Origin of the sequence: Nocardia altamirensis NBRC 108246 (assembly GCF_001612685.1) — a bacterium.
In the GTDB taxonomy this organism is placed as follows: domain Bacteria; phylum Actinomycetota; class Actinomycetes; order Mycobacteriales; family Mycobacteriaceae; genus Nocardia; species Nocardia altamirensis.
Map to the genome: position 1 here is coordinate 1 of NZ_BDAY01000075.1, position 21,734 is coordinate 21,734.

24 protein-coding genes are annotated in these 21,734 nt (G+C 67.0%); 11 read left to right on the top strand and 13 right to left on the bottom strand.

The features are described from left to right. Window positions 1–318 precede the first annotated feature (318 nt). Window positions 319–594: a hypothetical protein gene (locus NA11_RS32910; protein ID WP_141717964.1), complete on the bottom strand. Its 276-nt coding sequence runs from the start codon at window positions 592–594 to the stop codon at window positions 319–321. A 205-nt stretch (window positions 595–799) separates the two neighbouring features. On the opposite strand from NA11_RS32910, the gene NA11_RS32915 reads away from it, so the two are divergent. Then, window positions 800–1,417, top strand: a complete 618-nt coding sequence (locus NA11_RS32915; RefSeq protein WP_069165956.1) for a Clp protease N-terminal domain-containing protein — start codon at window positions 800–802, stop codon at window positions 1,415–1,417. Between the two features lie 178 nt (window positions 1,418–1,595). Here NA11_RS32915 and NA11_RS32920 read toward each other — a convergent pair whose 3' ends face one another. Next, window positions 1,596–1,991 carry a DUF2511 domain-containing protein gene (locus NA11_RS32920; protein ID WP_069166004.1) on the bottom strand — a complete coding sequence of 132 codons (396 nt, stop codon included), beginning with the start codon at window positions 1,989–1,991 and terminating at the stop codon, window positions 1,596–1,598. Window positions 1,992–2,139: 148 nt separating this feature from the next. Between NA11_RS32920 and NA11_RS32925 the strand changes: the two genes are divergently transcribed. Continuing rightward, window positions 2,140–3,216, top strand: a complete 1,077-nt coding sequence (locus NA11_RS32925) for a glycosyltransferase family 2 protein (RefSeq protein ID WP_069165957.1) — start codon at window positions 2,140–2,142, stop codon at window positions 3,214–3,216. Here the strand turns inward: NA11_RS32925 and NA11_RS32930 are convergent. From NA11_RS32930 to NA11_RS46810, 4 genes are read right to left on the bottom strand one after another with little or no spacing between them, the layout of a single operon-like run. Beyond that, window positions 3,174–4,049, bottom strand: coding sequence for an ABC transporter ATP-binding protein (locus NA11_RS32930; RefSeq protein ID WP_069165958.1), 876 nt, complete (start codon window positions 4,047–4,049; stop codon window positions 3,174–3,176). The two genes, NA11_RS32925 and NA11_RS32930, sit on opposite strands and share 43 nt — an antisense overlap. A 17-nt stretch (window positions 4,050–4,066) precedes the next feature. Further along, on the bottom strand, window positions 4,067–4,846 hold the full coding sequence (locus NA11_RS32935; RefSeq protein WP_069165959.1) for a hypothetical protein: 780 nt from the start codon (window positions 4,844–4,846) through the stop codon (window positions 4,067–4,069). After that, a complete protein-coding gene (locus NA11_RS32940) occupies window positions 4,843–5,436 on the bottom strand; it encodes a hypothetical protein (RefSeq protein ID WP_069165960.1) in 594 nt (197 codons plus the stop codon). The genes NA11_RS32935 and NA11_RS32940 overlap by 4 nt, the downstream gene beginning before the upstream one ends. 32 nt (window positions 5,437–5,468) lie before the next feature. After that, a complete protein-coding gene (locus NA11_RS46810; RefSeq protein WP_245746367.1) occupies window positions 5,469–5,831 on the bottom strand; it encodes a hypothetical protein in 363 nt (120 codons plus the stop codon). Between NA11_RS46810 and NA11_RS32950 the strand changes: the two genes are divergently transcribed. From NA11_RS32950 to NA11_RS32975, 6 genes are read left to right on the top strand one after another with little or no spacing between them, the layout of a single operon-like run. After that, complete coding sequence (locus tag NA11_RS32950; protein WP_245746365.1) at window positions 5,715–7,715, top strand: lantibiotic dehydratase; 2,001 nt, start codon at window positions 5,715–5,717, stop codon at window positions 7,713–7,715. The two genes, NA11_RS46810 and NA11_RS32950, sit on opposite strands and share 117 nt — an antisense overlap. After that, window positions 7,712–9,106: a lanthionine synthetase C family protein gene (locus NA11_RS32955; protein WP_069165963.1), complete on the top strand. Its 1,395-nt coding sequence runs from the start codon at window positions 7,712–7,714 to the stop codon at window positions 9,104–9,106. Before NA11_RS32950 ends, NA11_RS32955 begins: the two co-directional genes overlap by 4 nt. A 13-nt stretch (window positions 9,107–9,119) precedes the next feature. After that, window positions 9,120–10,046 (top strand): ABC transporter ATP-binding protein, encoded by a 927-nt coding sequence (locus NA11_RS32960; RefSeq protein WP_069165964.1) that lies wholly within the window; start codon window positions 9,120–9,122, stop codon window positions 10,044–10,046. Next, window positions 10,043–10,858, top strand: coding sequence for an ABC transporter permease (locus tag NA11_RS32965; protein WP_245746358.1), 816 nt, complete (start codon window positions 10,043–10,045; stop codon window positions 10,856–10,858). Before NA11_RS32960 ends, NA11_RS32965 begins: the two co-directional genes overlap by 4 nt. A gap of 6 nt (window positions 10,859–10,864) precedes the next feature. Then, window positions 10,865–11,851 carry a DUF6895 family protein gene (locus NA11_RS32970; RefSeq protein ID WP_084655265.1) on the top strand — a complete coding sequence of 329 codons (987 nt, stop codon included), beginning with the start codon at window positions 10,865–10,867 and terminating at the stop codon, window positions 11,849–11,851. Beyond that, a complete protein-coding gene (locus tag NA11_RS32975) occupies window positions 11,841–12,425 on the top strand; it encodes a hypothetical protein (RefSeq protein ID WP_141717965.1) in 585 nt (194 codons plus the stop codon). The genes NA11_RS32970 and NA11_RS32975 overlap by 11 nt, the downstream gene beginning before the upstream one ends. Here the strand turns inward: NA11_RS32975 and NA11_RS32980 are convergent. Further along, entirely contained in the window at window positions 12,332–13,042 is a 711-nt protein-coding gene (locus tag NA11_RS32980) for an ABC transporter ATP-binding protein (RefSeq protein ID WP_069165966.1), read from the bottom strand. The two genes, NA11_RS32975 and NA11_RS32980, sit on opposite strands and share 94 nt — an antisense overlap. Before the next feature lie 2 nt (window positions 13,043–13,044). Continuing rightward, window positions 13,045–13,854, bottom strand: a complete 810-nt coding sequence (locus NA11_RS32985; protein WP_069165967.1) for a lantibiotic immunity ABC transporter MutE/EpiE family permease subunit — start codon at window positions 13,852–13,854, stop codon at window positions 13,045–13,047. Between the two features lie 299 nt (window positions 13,855–14,153). Here NA11_RS32985 and NA11_RS32990 point away from each other — a divergent pair, with 299 nt between their 5' ends. Then, window positions 14,154–14,870 (top strand): ethanolamine ammonia-lyase light chain EutC, encoded by a 717-nt coding sequence (locus NA11_RS32990; protein WP_069165968.1) that lies wholly within the window; start codon window positions 14,154–14,156, stop codon window positions 14,868–14,870. 63 nt (window positions 14,871–14,933) lie between these two features. On the opposite strand, the gene NA11_RS32995 is transcribed toward NA11_RS32990, so the two are convergent. After that, window positions 14,934–15,704 carry a helix-turn-helix transcriptional regulator gene (locus NA11_RS32995; protein WP_069165969.1) on the bottom strand — a complete coding sequence of 257 codons (771 nt, stop codon included), beginning with the start codon at window positions 15,702–15,704 and terminating at the stop codon, window positions 14,934–14,936. 125 nt (window positions 15,705–15,829) lie between these two features. On the opposite strand from NA11_RS32995, the gene NA11_RS33000 reads away from it, so the two are divergent. Both NA11_RS33000 and NA11_RS33005 read left to right on the top strand, forming a co-directional pair. Continuing rightward, the gene (locus tag NA11_RS33000) at window positions 15,830–16,711 is read left to right on the top strand and encodes a phosphotransferase enzyme family protein (RefSeq protein WP_069165970.1); all 882 of its coding nucleotides are present in this window, start codon (window positions 15,830–15,832) and stop codon (window positions 16,709–16,711) included. 111 nt (window positions 16,712–16,822) lie between these two features. Beyond that, window positions 16,823–17,011: a hypothetical protein gene (locus tag NA11_RS33005; RefSeq protein ID WP_069165971.1), complete on the top strand. Its 189-nt coding sequence runs from the start codon at window positions 16,823–16,825 to the stop codon at window positions 17,009–17,011. 17 nt (window positions 17,012–17,028) lie between these two features. On the opposite strand, the gene NA11_RS33010 is transcribed toward NA11_RS33005, so the two are convergent. Genes NA11_RS33010 through NA11_RS33025 form a run of 4 tightly spaced genes read right to left on the bottom strand, consistent with a single transcriptional unit; the run spans window position 17,029 to window position 21,543 of the window. Continuing rightward, window positions 17,029–18,438, bottom strand: coding sequence for a beta-N-acetylhexosaminidase (locus tag NA11_RS33010; protein ID WP_069165972.1), 1,410 nt, complete (start codon window positions 18,436–18,438; stop codon window positions 17,029–17,031). Between the two features lies 1 nt (window position 18,439). Beyond that, the gene (locus NA11_RS33015; protein ID WP_245746361.1) at window positions 18,440–19,309 is read right to left on the bottom strand and encodes a carbohydrate ABC transporter permease; all 870 of its coding nucleotides are present in this window, start codon (window positions 19,307–19,309) and stop codon (window positions 18,440–18,442) included. Next, window positions 19,300–20,259: a carbohydrate ABC transporter permease gene (locus NA11_RS33020; protein ID WP_069165973.1), complete on the bottom strand. Its 960-nt coding sequence runs from the start codon at window positions 20,257–20,259 to the stop codon at window positions 19,300–19,302. The genes NA11_RS33015 and NA11_RS33020 overlap by 10 nt, the downstream gene beginning before the upstream one ends. Window positions 20,260–20,265: 6 nt before the next feature. Then, window positions 20,266–21,543 (bottom strand): extracellular solute-binding protein, encoded by a 1,278-nt coding sequence (locus tag NA11_RS33025; RefSeq protein WP_245746363.1) that lies wholly within the window; start codon window positions 21,541–21,543, stop codon window positions 20,266–20,268. Window positions 21,544–21,734: the final 191 nt, after the last annotated feature.

The window sequence follows — 21,734 nt, forward strand, 5'->3', positions numbered from 1 at the left end:
TATGACTCCGCTCAACGGCGGTGAGCAACCATTTCTCTCCGCTCAACCGGTCAACAACCATTTCTCTCCGCTCAATGCGCGCCAGCAAACCCTTCTCTCCCGTCGATCCATGGCATAGCAGTCGATTCGGTGCTCACGCGCGCATTTCCGTATCGGCTGCTCTGCGGGGACCCGGCATCATCTGCGTCGTCGACGTCACCTCGGTCGCCGGCGCAATAGTGTTGTCGGCGAGAGCCTTCCACGGACGACGCCGGGCCGCCAACATTCGTTGGCGGCCCGGCGTCTGGCGTCACGGGCGGTTATCGACCGAGCGCAGGATCAGCGGGGGCCGCGGTCGGGCCGCGGTACCCAGACGAACTTGTAGTTACCGATATGCTTGCATTCGTAGAACCCGCCTTGCAGCCAGACGATTTTGCCGTCCTGCCCTGGCGAGCAGTACATCTCGGCCGCATTGAACGACGACGGGACTTGCTGGGCGGACACGGCTGCTGGAATTGAGGTTGTCGCCTCGGTCGCTGCCTGGGCAGGCAAGGTGAGCATGCTTACCCCCGCCGCAATTCCAATAGCGGTGGCGGCCAATCGAATTCTTGTCATGTGAATAGATCCCCTTTATCGCGTCGACGCAGATCGAGCGCCGATCGAAACCGACGGTAACACCGTGGCACGGGGGTCGGAATATCTTGAGACTGCCAAAAGCATTGCGGCACAACAGCTGAATTGCTGCCATCATCGATCACGAGCTGCGAATGTCCACCGGTATCGCATTGCCGAACTTCGGTGGCTCGGGCACTATTGATATATGGATCTGCTCAATCTCGGAGCTAGTGAAGCTAATCGGCTGCAGCAGGGCTGGATCGCCCCCGAACATACGGTGCTCGGTATATTGCGTGGCGATCCCGACGACATCGCGCGGCGCGCACTCGAGCAAGCGGGGCTCGACACCACAACCGTCGAGAACAGTCTGAAAAGAATCGGTTCGGCCGAAACCGGTGACGGGTTGAGCCCGAACCTGAGGTGGTACACGGTCCATGGCCGCGCCGAAGGTATTGCTTGTGCTTTCGGCGCCGCCGAACCCGGTGCTGTGCATTTCGTCCTGGCGGTCCTGTGGGATCGCACCCGATGGTTGTTTGCTGACATCCCTGGCCCGACTCGCGAGGAGGTCGTCGCCGCGTTGGTCGGCCTTGGCGTCGAATTGCCGCGAGCTCCGTTGCCGGAGTTGGAGCTCTCGACGCGGATGGATACCTACGTCGAATTCCCGCGGCGCGCCCTCGATGATGTCTTGGCGCTGCTCACTACCCGGCACCCACCCGGCGACGGATTGACGTGGGGATTCAACTACAAGGACGACGAGACCGCCTATGTTCGGGCGGAGGCGGGCATCGACGTGCAAGCCATTGTTGCCGAGGCGCTCGCGTAACAGGGCTCCTGCGGATAGCCGCGCCACCCGATGTCGTGCGGCAGCGTGGTCGCAGATTCTCCACCCGATGTCGTACGGCAACGCGGTCGTAGATTCTCCACCCGATATCGTGCGGCAACGCGGGCACGGATTCCCCTCCGGACGAACCGTGCCCGCGCCGCCGCCGCCGGCGACGTCGTCAGCCTGCGAACTTGCACAACTGCAGCGCTCGGCTCCGCAGCGCGCCCAAGCTGATCTTGTCGCCGCCGGAACCGTTGGCGCGCAACGGTTCTATGCTGGCCAGCCCCGCCTGCTCGGCCGTGTCGTTGAGCGCGTAGGACGTGCCGTCGGGCACAACGAACACCGCCTGCCCGCCCGCGCGGCACTCGATGGTGCCGCGATCAACGGTGAACGGCCAGAGGAAGCCCAGGTTCTCACTGGCCACCGCCTGGCTGTTCGAGGTCGGTTCCGGCAGGGCAACCGGGCTCGGATGCGCGGGATCCTTCGATCCCGAGCCGCCGCCGCACGCGCTGACCACGAGTGCCCCCGTTACCGCGAGGCCGATCGACAATATGGTTCGGACCTGCGAGTTCATTCTTTCCTCCACCTGTGTCGGCATGCCCTTCTACCCATAACGTTGCGCACTGCCGACTTTCGGTTCACGGACGTCATGGCAGCGGCGACGGCGGTTTCGGTCGGTAGCGTCGGAACCGAACTAGCCGGGCAAGTCACTGGAGGGGACCGTGTCGACGCATTCACCATCTCGGATCGATATCGTCTGTCCGACGTTCAACCGGTCGACGGCGATCCGGGCGACGATCGACAGCGTGCTGGCGCAGACCGTCGAGGACTGGACGCTGCTTGTCGTTTCGGACGGCTCCACCGACGACACGGACGACATCGTTCGGGCCTATCGCGACCCGCGAATCCGGCTGCTGCGGGTCGAGTCGTACGGGCATCCCGGGGGACCGCGCAATGCGGGCGTCGCGGCGGCGACCGCACCGTTCGTCGCCTATCTGGATCACGACGACCGCTGGGCGCCAACACATCTGGCGGTGCTGCTCCGGCTGCTGGACGGTGGTGCCGCGTTCGCGACGACGGGTTGCGTTCGCGTCGACGAGGCGGGCGCGGAGTTGGACCGCAGCGGCCTGATCGATCGGATCTGGCATCCGGAGCTACAGACCGTCAACGGGATGTTCGAGCCGTCCCGCGTCGGCCATGTCCGAACCGTGCTCGCCGAGCTGGGCGGCTGGACGACGATCCATGCCGGCTACGAGGATTGGGATCTCTGGTTTCGCGCGGCGCGGCACGGCCACGATTTCGCCATTGCCACGGAACACACGGCACTGCTGACTATCGGTCCCGGGTCGCGGCGCAACGGACTACGTCCGCCGCAGGCGGTGGTGTTCGACCGAGTTGCCGATCGTGACGTCGCCGCGGCCGTCGTCCATGCCGCCAGGTCGGAGCCGCACCGGATGGCCGCGCGGGCCGACTGTCTTACCGAAATGTGTGCCTGGTACGCGGATTTGGCGGGCTCTACTCGCTACCGGGTTGCCGATCACGTCCCGGACCACCTCGAAGTTCAGCTCCGCGCCGACTTCATTCGGCACGACAAGCCTTGTCTGCTGGAGGAATTGACCATCGCCCCGGTCGGCGACGAGTGGGCGATACTCCTGCCGCTGTGGTGTGCCACCTCCGAGCATGCCCAAGCCATCGGCCGGGTGCTGCGCGACCGATTCCCCGGGCAGTTCGCGTACTTGCGTGCCCTGATCGCCGATCAGAGCGTCGAGGTGCGGGCCGCCCGCAGCACCGCGACGTAGCCGTCGTCCAATGTCGGTGCCACCGGCCGTGATTCGGGCGGTGGCACCGGCCCGACGATCCGATATTCCATGCCGTCGGCGGTGCTTGTCACATTCACTACGGTGAAGTCCCCGTCGGGCTGGGCGGATGCACGCAGGAGATGCGTCTGTCCTTCGGCCATGCCGACCAACCCGGCGGTGGTGCCGTGATAGACCAGGCTGCCCTCGGTGAGGACGGCCGCCATGGGGCAGCTGTGTGCCACGTCGTCGAGGATGTGGGTCGAGAGCACCACGATGCGATCGCCACCGAGCTGCCCGAGCAGCGTGCGGAAGCGGATGCGTTCCTCGGGGTCGAGCCCCGCCGTCGGTTCGTCGACGATGATGATCTTCGGGTCACCGAGGAGCGACTGGGCGATGCCGAGCCTGCGCTTCATGCCGCCGGAGTACCGGCTGATCCGTTGCGTGCCAACGGCTTCCAGGCCGACACGAGCCAGGAGCGCGTCGATTTGGGACCGCCGGGTCCGCTTGTCGTCGATTCCCTTGAGCAGGGCGACGTAGTCGAGCAACTCGCGTCCGGTGAGGTCGGGATAGAGCGCGAGTTCCTGCGGGAGATACCCGAGCAGTCGTTTGACCGCGGAACGTCCCGCGGCGGTGGCCATGTCGTAGCCGCACACGTGGACCGTGCCCGACGTGGGGTGCATGGTCCCGGTGAGAATGCGGATCAGGGTGGTCTTGCCTGCGCCGTTGGTGCCGAGCAGTCCGGTCATTCCCTCGGTGATCGTCAGGTCGACGTCGCGCAGCGCGGCCGCGTTTCCGCGGTAGACCTTGGTCAGGTTTCGTATCGTGATCGTCATCCGAACTCCGTTCCGGCTCAACGGCTCTTGGTCAGGGCCAGGTGGCCGACGAGGAAGGCGAGCAGTGTCGTGGCGAGGGTGATCGCCAGCGCGGCGATCGCGGCGGCGGCGCCTGCCGTCGGGTGCAACCAGTCGGCATCCGATGTGGAGAGCGTGACGTTGAGCCATTGTGCCGCTTGGTAATCGCCGAGCGGCGACAGGATGGTCTGTGCCGTCGTCGGGATCGGCACGAGGGGGGTCAGCGCGGTGGCCCAGTACCAGAACGGCACGACAAGCACCCGGGTAACGGCGCCGGGGAGCAGCAGGCTCGCGACATTGGCGAGCATGGTGAGCAGCAGAGAGCCGGGCAGCACGATCGTCATCAAGCCGATCACCGCGGCGCCGAGCGGCCGCGCCGAGCTCGCGGTCACCGACAGCCACGCGCCCATGACAAGGAGAACCAGACCACCTGGTATCGAGGCGACCAACCACGGCCCGAGGATGATTCCGGCCGACCGAGTACGGCCGCCCGCGGGTGTCGCGTCGAACAGCTCGCGCAGTCCTGGTTTGCGTTGCCCGGCCAACTGATCCGCGAGCACGATGGCGATGCCGATGGAGCCGAGGAAGTTGATCAGCAGCGCGGTGTCGCCGACCGCCGCGATCTCGTCGGTTCGGTTTCGCCCGTTGGGAAATCCCGAGAGCAGCAGGATCAATACGCAAAGTGGGATCAGCGACAACCACACGATGCGGTGTCTGGCGGTGAGGATCGCCTCGTAGCGGATGGTGGCGCGAAGCGCGGGGGCAGGCACTCGCATCATCCAGTCGCTCCGCGCAGTTGCGCCTCGCTGTCCATCGCGCGAAGTCCCGTCAGCCAGAGCGCAGACAAGGCGACGAGCAGGAACAGCACGGCTTGCGCCTGCTTGGCGCCGATCACCTGATCCAGCACCAACAGCTTCGCCAGCCACAGTGTGCTGACGATCGTGGCCGCGCCCGCGGTGGAACGGTGGGTCGTCACCACGTACGCGGCGACGCCGACCAGTGCGAGCGCGAGCGCCGCGTTGTTGATCAACAGACCGCCGACGTGTTCGTTCGCGGCGGCTACCGTCAGCAGCCCGAGCAGGAGTATCGCGCCGCCGACCGCAGCGATGACCAGCGCGATCCGGCGCGCCAGGGTCAGCAGGTAGGGCGTCTGCACGGTGAGCTGCAGCTCGATCATCTGCTCGCCACCGAGCGCGGCAGCCGTGGTGAGCCCGGCCGCCAGCGGCACGGTCGCCGCCGCTGCACTGTCGATCGCGGGCACAGTGCCAAGGAGGGTCGCGGCGATGCCGACCGCGGCCGCGGCCGCGACCGGTGTGGTCAGGACCGCCCGTCCGCATCGCCGAATTTCGTACAGCCACATCGGATTCACAGAAGAGTGGTAGCGCCGTCGCGCCGATCGGTTCATGCCGCGGCGGCGCTGAATCGGGGCTTCGTCATGCCGACGACCGCCACAACCAGCAGCACCGCGGCGATCGCGACGGTCAGTGCCGAGGTGGACCAGAGCGGCTGGATGATCGCGCCGATCCGATGCGCCGGTCCGGCCGAGGACGCCCCGGCCGCTCCGAGCAGCCACACCACGCCGCCCGCGACCGCGCCGACCGTGCTGGAACGCCACACCGCGCAGACCGTCTGGTCGGTATCAGAGAGCTGCTCGACCCCGCCCGCGGGCTCGGCGCGCCGGACGGATACACCTGGCCGACCACCGAAGCCGCCACCGCGAACCCGACGATCCAGCGCGATCCCGCACGAATGCGCTTGTTGCACCGGTTGCTCGGCGCGGCACTGCGGGACGGAGCCAACGAGGTAGAGCTGACCGACGCGATGATCGGCGAGCTGATCATCGACGAGCCGGTGCACGCAGCGGTGCCCAACTCGTGCGAACTGACGTTCCATGTCGTCGCGCCGTCACTGGATGCATTGTCCGACGGTGACTTTCGCCTCGTCGTTGCGCCCAGCCCCGGATCCCATCACGCGGGGGCGACGCTGGCTCGGTTCGCCGATCTACTCCCTCCGGAGGCGAGCGCCATCGTGGCGGCGGAGTCCGCGGCGATTCCGGTACACGTCAACGATGCGGTCCGGGTCGACCTCGCCTTCATGCCACGATCGGGCAAAGCCGCGAACCTCACGCACACCGTCGCGCATAACGGGAAACGCATCGCCGTCGGCCTGCCCGATGCCACCGGAGTGGAGGAGATCGCGCTCGCCGACGTGGCCATCGGGGCGACCACGGAGCGACTGTGCGCGGTACAGCTGTCCACCGGCCGCGAGATTGTGCCGGTGCTCAACAACATGGTCAGCGCAATGACGCAGGCGCCGAACGCCGCTCGGCTGCTGTGGGAGATCGGCTTGGAGGGGCAACGCCTCTGGGAGCCGTGGACGTGGGCGGCCTTGGCGGAGATGCCCTTCGTGCCACGCATCAGGCATGGGCGGATCGTGCTCGCGCCCGCGGTGTGGCGGTTGGATGTGCTGATCGGTGTGCCCGAGGCCGACTTCGCGCGCGCGGTGGCGCAGTGGCGCCGCGAATGGCGCGTGCCGGAGCGAATTCTCGTCGTCCAGATGGATCAGCGACTGTTGTTCGACCTGAGCGATCCCGCCCACCTCGAACTGCTGTGGGACGAGCTGCGCAAGGATCCGGCGATCGTCGCGCACGAGGTGCCCGGCGCCGAGGGATCGTACGACGGCATCGGTGGACACACGAGGGAAGTTGTTGTGCCGCTGTCGCGCCGGGACAGTCGGCCGTCGCGCTCAGCGCACGGCGGTTACGCCGAAATGCCTCGGACACCGGCCGGGCTCGGCAGCGATTGGCTGTACTTGGAGATCTATCTCCCTTCGGCATGCCAAGGTGACTTCCTCCGGACCGAGCTGCGCGAATTGGTCGACGCAGGCCGGGAATACGGATGCGATCGCTGGTTCTTCATCCGATACACGGGCCCGGACGGGCCGCATCTGCGTGTTCGCTTCCACGGCGATCCGGACACACTGTGGGCACAGGCCGCACCCGCGCTCGGCGCGAAACTCGACAGCTGGCAACACGCCGGGCTCATTCGGACGCATCGAGTCTGCCCCTACGATCCGGAAGCCGAGCGCTACGGGGGCCGAGCGGCGATAGCCGCGGCCGAGCGAGTCTTCGAAGCAGACAGCCAGGCCGCGATCGCATTCCTGGACCTGGTCGAGGATCCGGCGTGCCCGCACTCACTCGACACGGTCGCCGCCGTCTCGGTCGCCGCGCTGGCCGCGGCTTTCGGTGCGCCGGAACCGGACTCGACGTCGGATACCGGGTGCGGCGACGACGCCGCGGCGGCCTGGTTGTCGCTGACCGGCTCGCGGGGCGACCTCCCGACGGCGTTCCGGGTGGATGCCAAGCGCTGGCGCGCGCTGATCGATCCGTACGGCGACTGGCCGGCATTGCGTGCAGATCCCTACGGCGCGGCCGTGCTCGACGCACTGCAGGCTCGCGACGCTGCGGTTCGCGCATTGCGGTCGGCCCTGTCGGGCTCCCGCACCAGACACCCTCGGTTGATCGGCAGCCTGATGCACATGACCTGCATTCGACTCTTCGGTGGTGACAGCGACCGGGAGCGAGCGGTCGTCGCCATCGCCCGCGGCGCGGTGCAGGACAACCTCAACAGAAGAAGGCATACACGATGAGCAATGCCCTGCAGCAGCACCGGGTTTCGGTGGCCGAACGCGCCGCCGAAGCCGTCACCCTGGTGGCCGAGCGGCTCGCCGACCCCGAGGTCGTCGCGGAGGTCGCGGGTCGGCCGGACAATCATGATCCCCTCTTCGGTGCGACGATGTGGGGCCCGATGACGCTGTCTACCGGCTTGCCGGGTACCGCGTCGTTCTATGCCGAACTGGCCAGGATCAACCCGCGCTGGTCGGCGACCACCCACCGGCATCTGCAGGCGGCGGGCGCCGCGATGCCGACCCAGCCGAGCAGGGGATTGCATGCGGGCCCCGCCTCGCTGCTCGCGGCCGCGCAAGGATGTGGTGACCACTATCCCGGCTTGCGGCGGCGGCTCGCGGACTGGCTCGCCGACGACCAGCTCACCCGGTTGCAACGGCTCAAGCCGGAAGTGGGACACGGCATTTCGTGGGAGTCCTACGATCTCATCAACGGGCTGTCCGGCACCGCGCGGCTGCTGCTCGATGCGGTCGACGACCCCGCCGAGAAGAGCGCGGAGGTCGAGCGGGCGCTCACCGAAACGTTGGCGCACCTGGTGGCCATCAGCGTGCCGATCACCGTCGATGGTCACGTCGTGCCCGGCTGGTGGGTACCGGTGGAACTGCAGCCCGTGGAACAGGATCGCCTCGACTACCCGCGCGGTGACTTCAATCTCGGTCTCGCGCACGGGATTCCCGGACCGGTCATGGTCCTGGCGCTGGCGCTGGAGCGCGGGCATGAGGTGCCCGGGCACCGTGAGGCCCTCGTGCGCATGGTGGAGTGGCTGATTCGCTGGATCAGCGTCGACGATCAAGGCACCTACTGGCCGTGCCGCGTCGGATTCGACGACGAGATCGCCGACACGCCAACGGAATCCCTGTTCACCAGGACCGCATGGTGCTACGGCGCACCAGGGGTGGCGGCCGCTGTGTATCAGGCGGGCCGCACTCTCGACAACCCGGCATGGCGCGCGCACGCGCTCCGGGCCATGCACGACGCGCTGGCCAGAGACGAATCACGGTGGACCCTGGCCGGACCCACCGTGTGCCACGGCTATGCGGGGCTGTTGCAGATCGTGCACCGGATCGGCAGCGCCGAACAGGACGAGGTACTGCTCGGGGCGCGGGCCAGGCTCGCCGAGACGATCCTGGACATGGCAGATCCCGACGCGCCCTTCGTCTTTCGGCATCCGATGCGCTATCCGCGGTCGGCGCCGGGTCCGACCGAGTTCAAGCTGCTCGATGTCGCAGGGATCCTCGAAGGTTCGGCCGGCGTGGCCTGCGCGCTGCTGTCGGTGATTCCGCCAGGGCTGCTCGGCGACGCCGTCGCATCGGAAACGTATCGGGCGTGGGACCGTGCCCTCGGCCTCTGCTGACGAGGGGATACGCATGTCTCCCAACGCCTTCGAACTGGCCGATATCGTCGTGCAGTACGGCAAAACGGTTGCTGTCGATGCAGTGTCACTGAGCTCGGCCCCCGGTCGCCTGACCGCACTGCTCGGGCCCAACGGGGCGGGCAAGTCCAGCCTGCTCACCGTGCTCTCGACCGCTGCGCGCCCGAAATCCGGAACCGTGCGCATCTTCGGCAGCGATGTCCGCACCGCGCCGATGCGCGCTCGCGCTCAGCTCGGCCTGGTGTTCCAGGAGCGAACCCTGGACAAAGAGCTGACCGTTGAGCAGAACCTGTGGTTCCACGCCCGGCTGTTCGGCATGCGACGTGCCGACACGGCCGCGCAGATCGACCGGCTGCTCGCCATGTTGGAGTTGACCGACCATCGCCGCACCGCAGTGGAGAAGCTGTCCGGCGGCACCGCGCGACGAGTGGAACTCGTGCGCGCGCTGCTGCACCGGCCGGGTCTGCTCATCTTGGACGAGCCGACGACAGGTCTCGATCCGCAATCGCGGCGGGTGGTGTGGCGCGATCTGCTGCGCATGCGCGACGAACTGGGTGTCACCACGCTCTACTCCACGCATTACATGGACGAGGCCGAATACGCCGACGAGATCGTGATCATGGCCAAGGGCCGGATCGGTCGATCAGGGTCTCCCATCGATCTGAAGGACTCGCTGCGCGCCGCCTGCGTCCGGCTGCGGACCCATGACGACGCGCTGGCCGCCGAATATCTGCGGACCGCGGGATTCGAGGTGGTCACCGGGTTCGGTGAGTTGGAAGTCCGTTGCGCAGAACCGGATCGGCGGGTGGCCGACATCGTCGCGCACGTCGGCGTCGCGGTCGTGAGCGTTTCCGTACATCAGCCGTCGATGGACGATGTCTACCTTGCGGCGACAACTCTGGCCAAGGAGAACCTGCGATGACGATGCTGGACGAGTCGGCGGCGACGCCGAATTACGCTGAGCTGCCGCCGGAACGCCGGATGGTCGGCAGTGTCCGCGCGGTGGCCGTCATCGCGGGCCGGGATCTGCAACGTCAGGTCCGGCGGCCCGGCTTGTTGATCAGCAATGCCGTGCAGCTGCTGTTCTTCATCGCCATCTACGCGGTCGGTTTCGACGCCATGGTCGGCGCGGTCGGCTCCGTGTCGTTCAGCGCCTACATTCTGCCGGGGATCATCGCCATCCAGGTGGCGACGATCGGCATCTCCGCCGGGCTGGCCTACGCATGGGATCGTGAATTCGGGGTGCTCCGCGAGATGACCGTGGCACCCGTGCCGCGGATGTGCCTGCCTGCGGGCAAGGTTGTCAGCACCGGAATCATCATCGGCGTGCAGAGCCTGGTGCTGCTGTTGTGTGCGCCGGTCTTCGGATTGTCACCGACGCTTGCGCAGACAGCGCTGGCTGCGTGCGTCTATTTGGGCGGCTCGGCCGTGTTCAGCCTGCTCGGTCTGTTTCTGGCCACGATGCTCAACCAGATACAGACCCTGCAGGCGTGCGTGCAGCTGACGATGATGCCGATGCTGTTCCTGTCCGGGTCGGTGTTCCGGCCGGACGGTGTTCCGGCCTGGCTTTCGGCGTTGATTCACCTGAACCCGTTGACCTATCTGGTGGACCTGGGCAGACAAGTGTTGGTCGGCAGCGGCCAAGGAATGCTCCCGATCGGCGTTGATCTGGGGGTGCTCGTGGGGCTCGCGCTCGTTTTCGCGCTGGGAATTCGCCTCGCGATCGGACGGTGACCGCGCATGACCGAGCTGCATCCTGCGGAAGAACTCCGTGGACAGGTCAATGGATTTCCCCGATGGGCACCGGTAGCCCGCGTTGCTGCCGACTTGGATGCGCCGGTGCTCGATGCCGCGGTGGAGTGGCTCACCGGACAGCTGCAGTGGTTCGACCAGCGGCAGTGGGAGCGGTTTCTGCCGCGAAGAGAGTTCCCGGAGGGCACGGTGCTCGAACTGCTTGTGCTGTGCCGGATTCTGCGCAGGGGTCGATTCCGCGACCATGAGCTGGTCGGTGGCGCGATAGAACTAGCGCAGGCGGTTGTTTCGGAGCAGGCTTTCCACTCCGCGCTGGGTCGTGCCGACGAAAAGTTCCCGTACCGAGCGTATTTGGTCGCACTACTTGCCGAATTGGGCTGTCCGGTGCGCAGCGCCGTCGAGCGCGTGCAGGTGGTCCTCGAGACGGGTTGCGGCGGCTGGACCGGTGCCTGGCAGCCGGCGCTCACGCGGCTCGAACTGCGCTATGTGCTCGATCTCGGCGGATTCGCCAGTACGTCGTTGCCGGTGGCTGATCTGACGGCGGCGACGATCGCGGCCGCCGCGCCTGATCCGCTCTACCTTCGCGACGACGAGGCCTACGCCCTTACCCATGTCGTCTTCTACGCAACGGATTTCGGTGCTCGGCCGATGCCTGCGGGGGCAGCGCTCATCGAGACGATGCGGACGCTGCTCGGGATGTACCTCGCGCTCGGGGACATGGACCTGGCCGGTGAGTTGTTGCTGTGCCTGCAGGCGGTTGGTGCGGCGGACTGTCCGATGACCGCACACGGATGGCGGGAACTGGCGCGCCGCCGTCGGACGGACGGTGCGGTGCCTGGTCCGCTGTACGAGCCGGACCGATGGTCGGGGTTGCGTGGCGAAGTCCGGGAGGCGTACGCGTTCGGAACCTGTCACCACACCACGATGGTCGCGGCCATGGCTGCGGCCGTACGAGAGGATCGTAATGTCTGCTGACGCAGCGGGTTCCGGCTCAGCACGCGTGCGTCAGGCGCTTGCTGCGGCACAGGCTTGGCTGGTCGCGGTCGAGGAAGCCGCCGCTGCACCTGAATTCGAGGCGGCGCAGCACCCGAACGGACGTGGCTCGGAATCCGCACCGTCGGTGTCGAATCCGATGAGCCTGCTCCATGCGGATCCGCTGCTGTGGCGCGGCCTCGAAGCAATCGGCGCGTCGTCCGAACCTCGGCCGGAATGGGCCGTCGTGCTCGATGCCTTACTGGCACTGTCGATTCGGCGCTATGACCTCGACGCGCTCGCAACACTGCTGCTTGCTGGTGTGGAGTTGGAGTTGTCGACACGCCCGATCCCGGATCGGGCGCTGGGCTTCTTGATCGCGCAGCAGCAGGCCGACGGTGGCTTCGGCTACGCGGACCCTGGTGAGGAGCGATCCGAGCTCGCCGTTCGGATCGCCCTCACCCGGCATTGTGTTGTCGCGCTTCAGCGTATCTGTGAACCGCTGGACTCCAGGATGCGGAAGAACCCTTCCTCGAGATCGCCGTCGCCCGCGATGCCATCGAGGTCGCCCTCGTAGCGTGTCTTGCCCGCCACCAGGACGGCCACCCGGTCACACACCTGCGCGATCTCCGTGAGTTGATGGCTGGAGATGAAGACGGTGGTTCCGTTGTCGGCGAGCGACCGGATGATGCCACGCATCTCGCGGATGCCCACCGGATCGAGGCCGTTGGTCGGCTCGTCGAGCAGGATGAGCTTCGGTCGTGCCAGGAGCGCAATGGCGATCCCGAGGCGCCAGCGCATGCCGAGGGAGAAGGCCTGGATCTTGCGGTTGCGTACCTCGGTGAGCTGAACGACGGCAAGCGTCTCGTCGATCCACGCTTCGGGGACGCCGCGCAACTTGGCGTGAATACGCAAGTGTGTCAACGCATCCAGCTTCGGCCACAGACCTGGCGTCTCGATAAGCGCGCCGACATCCACGAGCTGCGACCGGTCGTATTCCTGGCCGAACAGGCGGATGCTGCCGCTGGTCGGCCGTTGCAAACCGAGGATCGTCTTCATGATGGTGGACTTCCCCGCACCGTTGGGCCCGAGTAGCCCGTAGACCTCGCCGGCGCCGACCGACAAGTCGACTCCGTCCAAGGCCCGGTGCTTTCCGTAATGCTTGTGCAGCTGTGACACTTCCAGGGCATACATGCTCAGATCTCCTTGCGCTTCAGGTGCATCGCGCCGACGGCCAGGACCAGCGCGGCCAGGACCAGCGATAGTGCGATCGCGGGCAGGATGACGCCGCGGTCCCTGACCGGACTGTCGGCGGGCAGCGGGACGCCGTTGGGGCCGATCCCGGCCAACGGCAGGATCACCCGCATCGGCCAGGCGAACGGGACTGTCATCCACCAACTCTTGTCCGAGATCAGCATTCCGCTCATCATCCCGAGGACCCCGACCGCAATGGTCGGGCCGAGGCCCCACATCACCGCGATGAGGAGAGCGAGTGCGGCGCAACCCAATCCGGCCAGCCACGGCAGGACGGACGCGGCCAGGATCGTCGGCAAGCTGCCACTCAGCCGCCCGGTCAGTGCGGCGCCACCGCACAGCAGCGCGGCCAGGAGCGCCGTCGACACGGCGGACAACACCGCCAGGGCGAGATATTTGCCGACCAGGTACCTGGACCGGGGAACGGCGTAGGAGAACAACAGCCGCCAGGCATCCTGGTCGGCGCGGACCGAAAGGGCGGCCAGCAGTGCGGCGGTCATCGGAATGAGGACGCCCCAAGCCTCGAGGCTGACATCGCGGAAGACCGTCCAGGTACGTCCGGCCCGCCCCTCCGGCGAGGTGATCGACATCGGATACAGCGGAACGGTGATGATGAAGGGCAGCAGGATGACGTACCAGCCGATGAAGCCGCGTCGCATTCTGGCCAGTTCGGTCAGGGTGACGTCCCAGATTGTTGGCTGGTCTCGGCGAGTGCGCACGTCAGCCTCCCCACGGGCGGCGATACTTGCCATTGTTTCTCCTCGAATTGTTCAGCGTCACAAGGTAGGTAGCCGCGGCGGGCTACTCGGTTCACAGGTCGCTGCGTTGCGGTCACAACCGGTGCGAATCCACCGAATGAGTGCGGATTTCCGGCCGCACTATGACGGCGGGCACACGGCTGGATCGGTGTGATGGTGGGCATATCCTTCTGGCCCGAATAATCAATGTTTGCGTAGTGTCGGAAGCCTCCGATCGGTCGCCAAGGGCTGATAGGTGGGGTGTCCGGCGCAGGGCATTGCATGGCGTCGCTACGAGCGTTGGGAGCAGATCGATGATCGAACCGACCGAACGGTCTGTGAGCGCTGCGGTGCCCATGGCCCGTGAGTTGGAGTTTCGCGCGATGCATGCGGCGGCGGGGGATACGGTGCACGCTCCGCTCGCGGTGCCCGAATTCGCGGCCGAGGTGGCCGAGGTCGGACTTGGCAACCCGGTTTGTGTGCGCAGCGTGGCCGCGGATCGGTCGGAGTACCTGCGCGAACCCGACCTGGGCCACTGGCCGGATCTCGGTGCGGAGCAGCAGTTCGCGATGCTGCAGCCGAGCGGAGCGGATATCGGGATCGTGCTCGCGGACGGATTGTCGCCGCGGGCCCTGCGCGGCGGTGGTGTCGCCGTGCTTGCCGCCCTCCGCGACGAGCTCGGCGGCCGGTATCGACTCGCGGTGCCGGTGATCGCGACGCGTGCGGGCGTCGCGCTCGGTGACCACATCGGGCAGGCGCTCGGCGTGACCACGGTTCTCGTCGTGATCGGCGAACGGCCAGGACCGGCGGTGGCCGACAGCCTCAGCATCTATCTCACCAAGGACCCGGTGCCCGGCCGCACGAATGCCGAGCGCGTCCGCATCTCCGGCATTCGCCCGCAGGGCGGCCTTGACTATGTTCGGGCCGCACAGATCGCTGCCGATGTCATCGCGGGTGCGCGGCAGCCAGGGCCCGCCGACGTCGAACTCGACGGCGCTCCGTTGTGGACGCCGAATTCCAGATCGGCGTGAGGTCGGCAGCAGCGGACTGCCGATCACGGTGCGCCCGATCGACGAGAGGACAGCCGCCATCGGTCAGGCGGATAAGACGGTGACCGATAGCCCGGGGTCGTCGCCGCTGCTGGATCTGACCAGCTCGGCGCGACTGGCGACGCCGACCTTGTCGTAGAGCTGGCGGATGCGGCGATACATGGAGCGCTCGGACATGTAGCAGTGGCGGGCGATCTCTGCGACGGTCATCGAAGAGCGCAGCATCTGGATCAGGAGCTTGTCGGAGTCGTCCAAAGTGCGCCTGCGGGGTTTGGTGGTGGGGAGATCGCGGACGGCGGCCGGGCGGCGGGTGCCTCCGGTGGCGGCGAGCGGTGTCGGGGCGGTCGCCGGTTGGGTCGTGCGTGCGTGCTCGCGCAGTTGCCCGCGCAGGATCTCGGCCTGACGATCGCCGGAGATGGCGAGGTTGACGACGAAGTTGGCGCCGGAGCGGATCGCGAAATAGGTGGAGTGGCCGGTGATGTCGTTGGTGACCGCGACGATCAGGCCCATCGCGTGCCTGGCGCGCACGGCGCGGAGGTTCTCCGCCTGGTATTCGGTGTTGACCGGCAACAGGATTGGCGCGCCGTCGAGGTCGTCGCGGCCGGTGAGCGCTGGGTAGTCGGCGAACTCGATCCGGCAGGACGGCGCGAATATCTTCTCCCATAAGGCATTCGCGGAGTCGAGGCATTCCCGTAGGCCGGGATGTACGAAAACAGTGCGCTGTGGGCTTGTCTCGGCGCTTCTCGCCGACTGCTGGCCCGCGTGGGCAAACCCTTCCCGTGCGCGGCCTGCGTGGTGCGGATAACTCTCAATCACGGTTAACCCCCCGAAAAGTGGTGCGACCGCCAACGGCGATCATCGTCTTCGTGTCCTACACATGATCAGACGCGGCAAGTCCACGATCGGTTCCATGAAGTTTTCGACCTGGTAGATGTGGAACCGTGGTTTACGTCGATATCCCGCTGACCGAGGACATCCGCACCGCTGTTGCCGCCGAATGGGGGCACAAGGGCGACGGCGAGCGCCTGCACGGCGGTGAGGAGTCCGCCGCCTACCGAGTCGGCGAGGTGGTGGTCCGCATCGGAGCGCTCGATCGCGACCCCGCCGAGGTCGAATGGTGCAACGGCATCGCCGTCGCGGCGGCGCGCACCCTGCCTGCGGCGGTGGCGCCGCTGGCGCGGGCGGACGGTTCGACGGTCGCGATGGTGGCGGGGCGGCCGATCACCGTGTGGCCGTTGATCGAGGGGCAGTGGGCGAGCAGCGAGGACCCGATCCAGGTCGAGGAGGCGGCGCGCCTCCTGGCCCGCCTGCACCGCGCCTTGGCCGAACACCGGCCGCCGCCGCGACCGCAGCCGTCGTTCCTGGCGATCGGGTTGGACGGCGCGGCATCGGCCGAACTGCCCGATCCTGAGCTGGATCGTTGGCTCGCCGCGTTCACCGCGACCGCACGGGTACAGCCGCTGCACGGCGACTACTACGAGGGCAACTTGCTGGCCCGCGACGGACACGTCATCGCGGTGCTCGACTGGGACGAGGCGTTGGTCGCCCCGCCCGAAGTCGAACTGGCTTCTGCCGCATTGGAGTTCGCGGACGAGCTGGGAAAGGACCTGACCGCCGCCGGTGCGTTCGTCGCCGCCTATCACGCGGAGGGAGGCACGGCAGCGCAGCTGGACGACGTCGCGCTCGCACAACTGATGCGGCACCGGCTGCGCAGGGAAGCGGTGTACTTCGGCATCGCCGTCGCCCGTGGTGTCGAGCACGATGACGACGATCTCGAATACCACCGCGATCGGCTCGCGGCGTTCCACCGGCTCCGGCCATGATCCTGCACCAGGCGGGTCGATTGCGACGGCTGCGCTTGCCTGAAGCTTCACCGGTGTTTAGATGTCCTGCACTCGGGCTACTGCTCAGCGATTCTTACCGATCATGGGCCGGTGAACGCATTCGTCCGACCTCTTCTCGGCGGGATGATCGCCGTCCTGCTTGTTGTCATCGGCGTGTTGGTTGCGCCGTGGTACGAGAATTCGACGGACCCGTTGCCCGCCATCGAGGCGCCGGTGACCTCGGTGCTCGACCGGGCGCCGAGCATCTCGTCCCCACCGCTCGCCCCTGACTTCCGGTAGTCATCCCGACGGCGCGCTCAGGCGCGTAGCGCGATCGGACGGTGCGAGGTCGGCGGGACATCGGGGCGGGTCTGCCACGGATGCGGGCCGTCGAGTGGACGGTATTCGACACCGAGCGCGTCGAGGCGAGGGAGATGATGGTCGCGCAACCGCGGCAGGAACTCCGCGAAGTCGCGATGCGCCGGGCTCCAAGCGATTTCGGCGATGGCGCACAGCCGGGGGAACGCGGCGTAGTCGACGCGTCGCACGGAATCCAGGTGCTCGCTCCACAATTGCGCCTGGACACCGAGGACGTGCGGTCCGTCGACCGCGGGCGCGTAGCTGTACACGTCTTCGAGCGTGCGCAGATAGCCGACCGGTATCGGCTCGTCGGGGTGATCGGACTGCCGATGGTCCAGGTAGGCATGGTCTTCCGGGCACAGCACGACGTCGTGGCCTGCCGCCACCGCGCGCGGGCCTGCGGCCTCGTCGCGCCAGGCGCCGATCACCATCGGCGGCAGGGCGTCGGTATCGAGGACTTCGTCCCAGCCGAAGGCGCGGCGGCCCTGTGCGGCGAGATACGTTGCCAGATCGGCGACGAGGCGACCGTGCGCCGGGGTCGCGCCCGGCACCTCGTCACCACCGATGCCGATGACGGGCGACGGAAATATGGTCAGCACATGGTCGAAGACCGCGCGCAGGAACTCCATGGTGTGTGGCGTCGGATCGAGCAGTGAAGTGCTGACACCCCAGGAAGTCCATACTTCCCACGGTGTTTCGGTCTCGGGGCCGAGTTCGGGATAGGCAGCGATGGCCGCGCGGGCATGCCCGGGGACATCGATCTCCGGCATCACCGTGATCGATCGTTCGGCGGCGTAGGCGACGATCTCGCGCAGATCGTCGGCGGTGTAGAAACCGCCGTGCGGCCGCCCGTCCCGTTCCGGGCCGTCGTGCCGACCGACCATCGATTCCTTTCGCCACGACGCGATCTCGGTCAGCCGCGGATAGCCGGGAACCTCGATCCGCCAGCCTTGATCATCGGTGAGGTGCAGATGCAGCACATTGAGCTTGTGCACCGAGAGCAGGTCGACGAACCGCAGCACCTCGGCTTTGGTCCGGAAGTTCCGGGCGACATCGAGCAGGCAACCGCGCCAGCGGAATCGGGGATAGTCCTCGACCACCCCGCACGGCACCGCGTGCTCGGTGCCGATGGCGGCGGCGCGGAAGGTATCCGGGCCTGCCAGCTGGCGCAGCGTCTGCTGCGCGTGGATCCGGCCTGCCTGATCCGCGGCGGTGAGCACGATGCCGCCCGGTGTGATCTCCAGCTGGTAGCCCTCGGCCGGAAGCGCTGCGTCGGTGCGCATTTCGATATCCGTGGGCCACGGACAGGCACCAGGCAGCGGGGTCACCGACACCGGGCGGGGGAGCAGTGTGTCGAAGCCTGGCATGTCAGCCTTTCACCGCCCCGCCCAACCCGGACACCAGCTTGCGCTGCACCAGGATGAAGAGCACAAGGGCCGGAATCGTCATCAACGTCGAGGCCGCCATCACGGCGCCCCAATCGGTGTCCTCCGGCTTGAAGAACACCAGAATCGCCTGCGGCAGTGTCTGATTCTCGGTTTTGGAGATGATGAACGTCTTCGCGAACAGGAAGTCGTTCCACGCGTGGATGAACGACAGCACGCTGACCGAAACCAGCCCCGGCGCCACCAGTGGCAACAAGATCTGCCACGCGAACCGAAGACGGCTCGCACCATCGAGTTTCGCCGCCTCCTCCAGCTCGACCGGCACCGCGGCGACGAAGCCGCGCAGCAACCAGATCGCCAGCGGCAGGCTGAACACCAGATCCACCAGCATGATCGAGCCGAGCTCGTTCAAGCCGAGCGCGGGGACGGTGCCGCCGACGGAGCGCATCAGGAAGAACAGCGGAATCGTCAGCGCCTCGACCGGAACCATCTGTGCCACCAGGATCATCACCAGCAGCACCGTCCTGCCGCGGAAGCGAAACCGGGTCAGCGCCACCGCGGACAGGAACGACAGCAGCAGTGAGCACAGCACGACCACGACGGCGATCAGCAAGCTGTTGAGGAAGAACCGGCCGAACCCGTTCATCGAGAGCACCCTGGTGAAGCTGTCGAGGCTCGGCGCCAGGGTCCACAGCTTCGGATCGGCCGACTGGATCTCGCCTGGGGGCTTGAGCGCCGAGATCACCATCCAGTACAGCGGGAAGGCGACGAACCCGGCGATGACGACGGTGACCACCTCGGCGAGCATCCGGCCCGGCCGACGCCGGGTGCGGCGCAACGGTTTCACGACCACGGCGTGCTCCTGCGCTGGGACCGGACATAGAGTCCGGTGATCGACAACAGCAGCAGCGTCATCAGCACTCCGATCGCTGAGCCGAGCCCGTATTCCTGCCCGGCGAAGGCCTTTTGGTAGGCGTAGACGTTGAGCACCAGGTTGCGCCCGGCCACTCCGCCGCCATTGGTCATGACGTAGATCTGGGTGAATATCTTGAAATCCCAGATGATCGACTGGATCGTCGCGATGAGCAGCAGCGGCCGCAGCATCGGCAGGATCACCGAGCGGGCTGAACGCCACACCGAGGCGCCGTCCAGTGCCGCGGCCTCGAGCACTTCCTCGGGGATCGCCTTGATGCCCGCGTACATCGTCACCATGACGAAGGGGAACGAGCACCAGATGACCTCGGCGGCAACCACTCCGAACGCGCTGAGGGTGCCGAATGTCCAGGAGTGTCCCGCCATCGAGCTGAAGCCGAGGCCGGTGAGCGCCTCGTTGACCACGCCGAAGTCGGCATCGAACAGGAAGAGCCAGACGTAGGAACCGGCCATGGCCGGGGTCGCCCACGCGCCGAGTGCCGCGAGGAACAGCAGCATCCGCGGCACGGCACGGACCCGGGTCGCCAGCACCGCCAACGCGGTGCCGACCGCGAGCCCCCCGACCACGCACACCGCGCCGAATACGAAGGTGTTGGCGAGCACCGTCCAGAACTGGCTGTCGGAGAGCAGCTCTCGATAGTTGCCGAAGCCGATGAAGGTCAACGGCTCGGCGCCGGTCGCCTGCGCCTGCCCGTAGTCGTAGAACGAGATCAGCACGATCTGGTAGATCGGGTAGGCGAGCACCGCGGCAAGCAGGATCCCCGCCGGGGCGAGATAGAGCCACACGGTGAGGGTGTCCCGGCGCAGCCGTCGTGGTTTCGGTGCCGAACGCGGTGCCGGCGTGATGACCGGCAGTTCTTGAATTGCCATGTGCGCCTACCTGAATGCCTTGTTCATCGCGGCAGCGGCCGCGTTGAGCGCCGCCGTCGGCTGCTTGGCCCCGGTGGCGATCTGCTGCACGGCGGTCGGCAGCAGGTTCTGACTGTCGATCTTCGACCAGGCCGGGGTGCTCGGCACGAATTTCGTACCGGCCGACAGTGATTCGACGAAGGGTGCCAGGAACGGATCGTTGGTGGCGAGCTGGCGCTGCACGCTCGCGAGCGTCGGCAGATTCCCCATCGCCGCATACATCTTGTGCTGATACTTCGCGCCGCCCAGCAGTTCGACGAAGTCGACGGCGAGGCTGCGGTGCATGCTCGCGCGGAAGACGCCGAGCAGGTTGCCGCCCGCGAAGGCCGGTGCGACCGAACCGGTTTGGGTGCCTGGCAACGGGATCACCGCGTACTTGCCCTTTACCGACCCCTGATCCATTGCCTTGCGGCTGAAGTCGCCACCGATAGTCATCGCCGCCTTGCCGCCCGCGAACGCCTGCACGCTTTGGGTTCCGGTGAAATCGGCGCACTGGGCAGGCGGGCAGATGTCGTCGTGGATCAGCTCCGCGTAGCGGGTGATCCCTTCGCGGGCCTGATCCGAGTTCACGGTGGCGTTCCACATCGTGCCGTCATAGCGAGCGAGCTCGCCGCCGTGCGCCCAGAGGAACGGCAGCATCGCGTAGGTGTACTTGCCGCCGACCGAAATCCCGTACAGGTCCGGCTTTTCCGCGTGAATGCGGCGGGCCGTCGCGGTGAGCTCGGCCAGGGTGGTCGGCGGTCGCAGGCCCAGTTCGGTGAAGACGTCGGTGCGGTAGTAGAGCGCGCGGATGCCGGTGTACCAGGGCAGGCCGTAGACCTTGCCGCCGGATTTGGCGGTGTCCAGTACCGACGGGATGATGTCGGCGCTCTCCGGCCAGGCCGCCAGGTCGGCGCCGAGGTCGGCGAACGCGCCGGTGACGGCGTATCCGGCGAGGTCGGTATTGCCGAACTCGGCGAGGTCGGGGGCGCTTGCCGGGTCGTTGAAGGCGCCGGAGAACTTCTCCGCGCGGGCGGCGACCGGGACCCATTGCACGTCGACCTGGACGTTCGGCCTGGTCGCGGTGAACTCCGCGATCGCTTCGTTGACCACGGCTTCCTTCGGCGCGCGGTTCGCCTCGTCGAAGAGCCAGACCCGGACGGTGCCGGTCTTCTCGTCGCCACCCGAGCTGGCCGGGCCGGACTGCACCGGGGCGCAGCCGGCGAGAAGCAGCACGGCGGCGCCGCACATCAGTGCGCGTTTCACGTGCCCGCCAACGCCTTTGCGGCGAAATTCACGGTGCGGCATCTGGGTCCCTCAGAAGTCAAGCGGTAGTTCACGTTGCGTTATATGCAACGCATATTGCGTTGCGTGCCACAATGTTTAGCACCATGCGCTGATGGATTCAATAGGTCGATGTGATGTGGGTCGCAGGACGCCCCCGGTGTGGATCGAGA

Coding starts and splice junctions, on each gene's coding strand:
- NA11_RS32910 (WP_141717964.1), bottom strand. CDS start 594: ATGACAAGAATTCGATTGGCCGCCACCGCTATTGGAATTGCGGCGGGG.
- NA11_RS32915 (WP_069165956.1), top strand. CDS start 800: ATGGATCTGCTCAATCTCGGAGCTAGTGAAGCTAATCGGCTGCAGCAG.
- NA11_RS32920 (WP_069166004.1), bottom strand. CDS start 1,991: ATGAACTCGCAGGTCCGAACCATATTGTCGATCGGCCTCGCGGTAACG.
- NA11_RS32930 (WP_069165958.1), bottom strand. CDS start 4,049: ATGACGATCACGATACGAAACCTGACCAAGGTCTACCGCGGAAACGCG.
- NA11_RS32935 (WP_069165959.1), bottom strand. CDS start 4,846: ATGATGCGAGTGCCTGCCCCCGCGCTTCGCGCCACCATCCGCTACGAG.
- NA11_RS32955 (WP_069165963.1), top strand. CDS start 7,712: ATGAGCAATGCCCTGCAGCAGCACCGGGTTTCGGTGGCCGAACGCGCC.
- NA11_RS32960 (WP_069165964.1), top strand. CDS start 9,120: ATGTCTCCCAACGCCTTCGAACTGGCCGATATCGTCGTGCAGTACGGC.
- NA11_RS32965 (WP_245746358.1), top strand. CDS start 10,043: ATGACGATGCTGGACGAGTCGGCGGCGACGCCGAATTACGCTGAGCTG.
- NA11_RS32970 (WP_084655265.1), top strand. CDS start 10,865: ATGACCGAGCTGCATCCTGCGGAAGAACTCCGTGGACAGGTCAATGGA.
- NA11_RS32975 (WP_141717965.1), top strand. CDS start 11,841: ATGTCTGCTGACGCAGCGGGTTCCGGCTCAGCACGCGTGCGTCAGGCG.
- NA11_RS32980 (WP_069165966.1), bottom strand. CDS start 13,042: ATGTATGCCCTGGAAGTGTCACAGCTGCACAAGCATTACGGAAAGCAC.
- NA11_RS32985 (WP_069165967.1), bottom strand. CDS start 13,854: ATGGCAAGTATCGCCGCCCGTGGGGAGGCTGACGTGCGCACTCGCCGA.
- NA11_RS32990 (WP_069165968.1), top strand. CDS start 14,154: ATGATCGAACCGACCGAACGGTCTGTGAGCGCTGCGGTGCCCATGGCC.
- NA11_RS33010 (WP_069165972.1), bottom strand. CDS start 18,438: ATGCCAGGCTTCGACACACTGCTCCCCCGCCCGGTGTCGGTGACCCCG.
- NA11_RS33020 (WP_069165973.1), bottom strand. CDS start 20,259: ATGGCAATTCAAGAACTGCCGGTCATCACGCCGGCACCGCGTTCGGCA.